The sequence below is a fragment of the Aeromonas sp. ANP5 genome (assembly GCF_963870295.1).
Taxonomy (GTDB): Bacteria; Pseudomonadota; Gammaproteobacteria; order Enterobacterales; family Aeromonadaceae; genus Aeromonas; species Aeromonas veronii.
Map to the genome: position 1 here is coordinate 1 of NZ_CAWMRY010000087.1, position 910 is coordinate 910.

Below are 910 nucleotides of genomic sequence, written 5' to 3' on the forward strand. Positions count from 1 at the left end.
GGTGCATCCGGCAGGGTGGGCTTGTTGGGTGCCTCCGGTTCGATGGCGACAGGAGCTGTACCTGCACCAGGTGAACCGCCATCGTTGATCTTGACCACATTGCCCGAGATGGTCACTCCCGAGCCATCAAGCTTGATAAAACCACCTGGCCCCTTGATGGTCAGCGCTTGCCCCGCCTCCAGCACAATGTCAGTGGCTTTGAGATAGCTGTCTGTACCCACCACCACACGTTGATGTGCCCCAACGACCACCTCTTCTCCACCAGAAATAGAGGTCTGGCGGCTACCATCCAGATGAGTGATCTCGCCCCCACCGATGAAGCGTTTGAATGAAGCCATCACTTTTTGCACAAAGTGGCGACCGATCAGCTGGTGATGATCCTGCCCAATTTGTTCAACATCATCTTGCGCCACTGTGCGATGACTATGGCGGTCCACTCGCTGGAACTGGTCCTGGTTGACCGTCAAATGCTGATCCAGTCCCACGCTTTGGCGATGGATATGGTTGATGACCACATCCATGTCTTTTTGGGCATGAATGTAAATCTGCTCTCTCGATGCTTCATCTTCAAAACGCAGCTCGTTGAAGCCTTGGCCCTTATGTGTGTCGGTTCGCAGCAGTGTCCGTGTTTTATGTTCGGGCAATACATAGGGGGTTTGGTTGGTGGCGTGATAAGTACGACCTGTCACGATGGGCTGATCCGGATCCCCCTCGAGGAAGCTCACAATCACTTCGTGACCGATACGCGGTACCGCCATCATGCCATATTGGCCACCCGCCCACCCTTGGCTGACACGTACCCAACAGGAGCTCTGGTCGTTGCTGGCACCATAGCGATCCCATGGGAACTGCAGCTTGATCCGGCCATATTTGTCGCAATAAATCTCTTCGCCAGAAGGTCCCACGACAG

Annotated in this window: 1 protein-coding gene; it reads right to left on the reverse strand. The window is 54.7% G+C overall.

Annotated elements, in window-relative coordinates; genetic code table 11:
• Nucleotides 1-910, reverse strand: a 910-nt coding sequence (locus tag AACT07_RS22350; protein WP_139126512.1) for a type VI secretion system Vgr family protein, incomplete at both ends; no start/stop codon positions are given.